Here is a 3872-nt window from a genome sequence, read left to right on the forward strand (position 1 = left end):
GGCACTTCGGGAAAGTCGGCGTAGTCGGCGGTATTCAGCGTGAACAGTGAGAGGCCATGTGCGCTGGCATGTGCGCCAATCAGGAAATCGGTCAGGATACGGCGCGGCACGCCCCCGCCACTCTGTCTACGCCGCCGGGCATACGCTGCATGCGCCTCGCCTGCCCGCTGCCAGGCGGCCACGGGCATGTCTGGCATGAGGACAACGGGGCCGAGAGAAGCTTGAACCAATCTAGGGCCGTAACGCCCGACCAATTCGCCGTAGACTGCGCCGCACATCACCAGACGTTGCCCGCCCGAAAGTTCATTCAGCCGCCGTGTCAGTTCCGGTGCTGTCGGTTCACCACCCCACACAGCAGAAAAAATATTGGTGTCAACAGATACTCCGTTCACTGCCCTTCTTTCCCTGGCTCGAAACTCATCCCCAGGCGCGTGATATTGGGATGAGGCGGCCCCGCATGAAGTGCAGCGCGTTCTTCAGGGTCGCCCCGCATGTCTTCCTGCCACTCCACCGCACTCATATCGTCATCAAGCGGTGCAATGCCGATGAAGCGGCTGAAATCAAACGGTTCCGCCAGATAGACCTTGATTCCTCCGGCCTCTACTTCCAGGCGCACGCGGTCGCCCACGCTCACGCCCAGCCGCTCCCAAAGTTCTCTGGGCAGCGTAATCTGGCCTTCACTGCCAATTCTGGCGGTCACGCTGGTCATGCTTTAGCCTAGCACTTCGCCCATTCGTTTCACTAGAATTTCGTCGTTCTGGCCGCCCTGCGTACTCGCCCGGATATGCCCCGGCAGCCCGTAACTGGTGCAATCTCTCACTTTCACGCCCAGCGCCAGCAATGCCCGCGCCACTGTACTCGCTTCTCCTACTTTCAGCGTCAGGTAAGGCGTCCCACGATGCTCCACCGCACCGAACCGCGCCAACGCTGCCGCCAGTGCCAGCGCGTCCTGCCTGACCTGCGGCAATGTTTGCGCCAGAAACTCTTGCGCGTGGGGCAGCTTTCGCAGCAGCGCAGCGGTTCCGGCAGGTAGGTGCCACGCGGGGGCCAGATTTTCCAGGCGAGCCACCACTTCAGGCGCGGCGATGGCGTAGGCGGGCCGCGCTCCGACGAGGCCGTGGGCTTTGCCAGGGGAGAAAAGGTTGATGGTTGATGGGTGATGGATGATGGGCACTTCTACGAAGGGTGCGTAGGCCAAGTCCAGGATCAGCAGGGCGTTGGCCTGGGTGCAGGCGTCCGCCACGGCTTGCAACTCGCCCGCGCTCAGGCTGCGGCCTGTCGGGTTGTGCGGTTGCCCGACATAAACCAGTCGGATTTCGGTGGGCAACGCAGTGGGCAATTCATCCACCACCATGACCTCAGTGCGTTGCAAGCGGGCGGCGCGTTCCAGTTCGCCGAAGGGGGCGTGCAGGCTCAGTAGTTTTCCGCCTGCGGGCAGGAAGGCGCGGGCAATGCGGTGCAGCAGGTCGGAGGCACCTACCGACGGAGCCACCATGTCCGGCAAAACGCCGTGCCAGTCAGCCAGGGTCTGCCGTACCCCCAGATAGGTCGGGTCGGGGTAGTGGGTGTGGTCGGCATTCCGCACGGCTTCCAGCAGTGCCGGATTGGGGCCGTAAGGGTTGCAGTTCACGCTGAAATCCAGCCCCGAAAAGGCCGTGCTGGACGGGCCACCGTGGGGCGAGCGGGGGAGAAGTGGAGGCAAGGTCACGGCGCTCAGTATCCACGTTGCGCCTGCCGCTATGCCGTTTCCGGTTCAGCTGATAGCCTTCTGAACTGAACGAAAAGAAGAAGGGGCGGCAGTGAGCGGTTTCGCCGTACCCCGGTGGCTGCCGAGGAGGAGCTTATGCTGAACATGGATACGCTGGCGGAGCGCGTGCTGCGCGGTGAACTTCTTTCTGTCGAGGAAGGCGTGGCCCTGCTGAACCTGCCCGACACCGAAACCCTGCGCCTGGTGGACGTGGCCTGGCGGGTACGGCGTCAAGCCTTTGGAGACGAGGTGAAGGTCAACGTGCTGCTCAACGCCAAGAGCGGCCTCTGTGCCGAGGACTGCGCCTACTGTTCGCAGGCGAAGGGCGCAGACACCGGCATTCCCCGCTACCGCGTGCTGTCGCCGGACGAAATGGTGGGCGAGGCCAAGCGGGCGCAGGACGCCGGAGCGCAGCGCTACTGCATCGTGCTCTCGGGACGCGGGGGAACGTGGGGCGAGGTGGAGCACGTGGCCGAGGCGACCCGCCGCATCAAGGCCGAGACGAACCTTGAAGTTTGCGCCTGCATGGGCCTGCTGCTGGGTGACGAGGGCCGCAAAAAGGCAGAGGCGCTGCGCGGGGCGGGGGTAGACGCCTACAACCACAACCTCAACACCCACCACGACAACTACGGCAACATTTGCAGCACCCACACCTACGAAGACCGCATCGAAACCCTGACCCACGCGGCGGCGGCGGGCATGAGCACCTGCTCGGGCGTGATTGTGGGCATGGGGGAAAGTGAGCGGCAGATTGCCGAACTCGCCGCCACGCTGCGCTGCCGCAACGCCGACTCCATTCCTGTCAACTTCCTGATTCCCATTGACGGAGCCGCGCTTGACGGGCAGCAGACCACCGCCCACTTCACGCCTTGGTCCTGCCTGCGGGTGCTGTGCGTCTTCCGCCTTTTCAATCCCCGCGCCGAACTGCGGGCCTCGGCGGGGCGCGAGATTCACCTGCGCTCGCTGCAACCCCTCGCTCTGCTCGTCGCCAACTCGATTTTCCTCGGCAACTACCTGACCGAAGCGGGCCAGGAAGCGGGCGCCGACTGGCAGATGCTTCAGGACCTCGGCCTGCGCCCGGCGAGGAGCGGCGCTTTCAAGGCTGAGGCCAAAGAAGTGGTGCCCGTCGGCGTCTAAACGTGGCGGCTCAGGCCCGCTTTGCCCCAGGCACGCCGTTTTCGATGACGAAGGTGGCGTCGGTGCGCACCTGGGAAGTGCGGGTCTGAATGGTGTCCACCACCTTGAACTCGGTCTGCCACGTCTGCGGCGTCACACGCGCGCGGGCGTAACCGCGCTGGGCACCGTTGAAGTAGCGGACGTGCGGGGTCTGGGTCGCTGCCGCCGCGATGGGCGCGACGAACTGCGAGGGAAAGTCGGCGCTGATGGACGTGGTCACGAGTTCGGTGCCCAGCACCGCCGAGGCCGGGTCGCGGAAATCGGCTTTGAGGTCATGCACCCAGGCCGAGTGAATGTCGCCCGTCAGCACCACCGGGTTCCCGACCTTGCGGGCGGCGAGGTAGCCCAGCAGCCGCGAGCGGGCCGCCGGATACCCGTCCCACTGGTCCATGTTCAGCACTTCCACGCCCTGCGCAAGAGGCCAGTTGAAGGACGCCATCATCACCTGCTGCCCGATGACGTTCCACTGCGCCTGGGACGCACCGAGGCCGTCCAGCAGCCAGCGCTCCTGCTGCGGCCCGGTCAGGGTGGCGTTGGGGTCGGCCACGCCCTCGCACACCGGCTTGAAGTTGTCGCCGCAGGGCTGGTCGCTGCGGTACTGGCGGGTGTCGAGCATGGAAAATTCGGCCAGACGCCCGAAGCTCAGGCGGCGGTAGAGTTGCAGTGCCGGACCTTTGGGCAGCGACGACGCCCGCAGCGGCAAATTTTCGTAGTACGCCTGATACGCGGCGGCGCGGCGGGCCAGAAACTGTTCGCGGGTCACGGGCGCTTCGCCTTTCTCGCGGGCCTCGGGAATGTCGCCCGCGTAGTTGTTTTCGACTTCGTGGTCGTCCCACACCACGACCCAGGGCGCGGCGGCGTGCGCGGCCTGCAAATCGGGGTCGGCGTGGTAGAGCGCGTAGCGGCGGCGGTAGTCTTCCAGCGTCACGATTTCGGGGCCGTTGTGCTG

At 65.2% G+C, this 3872-nt stretch carries 5 protein-coding genes; 1 reads left to right on the forward strand and 4 read right to left on the reverse strand.

Going from position 1 to position 3872, the window contains the following annotated elements; translation table 11 throughout:
• The 3 genes from Q4C89_RS15180 to Q4C89_RS10375 all read right to left on the reverse strand — a co-directional run.
• A partial coding sequence (locus Q4C89_RS15180) for a type II toxin-antitoxin system VapC family toxin (protein ID WP_368493234.1) occupies nt 1–392 on the reverse strand: 392 nt, incomplete at its 3' end.
• Nucleotides 389–709 carry an AbrB/MazE/SpoVT family DNA-binding domain-containing protein gene (locus tag Q4C89_RS10370; protein ID WP_303102539.1) on the reverse strand — a complete coding sequence of 107 codons (321 nt, stop codon included), beginning with the start codon at nt 707–709 and terminating at the stop codon, nt 389–391. The genes Q4C89_RS10370 and Q4C89_RS15180, both read right to left, overlap by 4 nt.
• 3 nt (nt 710–712) lie before the next feature.
• The gene (locus tag Q4C89_RS10375) at nt 713–1708 is read right to left on the reverse strand and encodes a histidinol-phosphate transaminase (protein WP_303102540.1); all 996 of its coding nucleotides are present in this window, start codon (nt 1706–1708) and stop codon (nt 713–715) included.
• A gap of 135 nt (nt 1709–1843) precedes the next feature.
• On the opposite strand from Q4C89_RS10375, the gene bioB reads away from it, so the two are divergent.
• Complete coding sequence (gene bioB / locus Q4C89_RS10380) at nt 1844–2884, forward strand: biotin synthase BioB (protein ID WP_303102541.1); 1041 nt, start codon at nt 1844–1846, stop codon at nt 2882–2884.
• Nucleotides 2885–2894: 10 nt separating this feature from the next.
• Here bioB and Q4C89_RS10385 read toward each other — a convergent pair.
• Nucleotides 2895–3872 (reverse strand): alkaline phosphatase (locus Q4C89_RS10385; RefSeq protein ID WP_303102542.1); only part of this gene is annotated, 978 nt, incomplete at its 5' end.

Source organism: Deinococcus sp. (genome assembly GCF_030523985.1).
GTDB lineage: Bacteria > Deinococcota > Deinococci > Deinococcales > Deinococcaceae > Deinococcus.

What these genes read in the sequence shown, in the direction of transcription:
- bioB (WP_303102541.1), top strand. Translation starts at nt 1,844, where the DNA reads ATGCTGAACATGGATACGCTGGCGGAGCGCGTGCTGCGCGGTGAACTT.
- Q4C89_RS10370 (WP_303102539.1), bottom strand. Translation starts at nt 709, where the DNA reads ATGACCAGCGTGACCGCCAGAATTGGCAGTGAAGGCCAGATTACGCTG.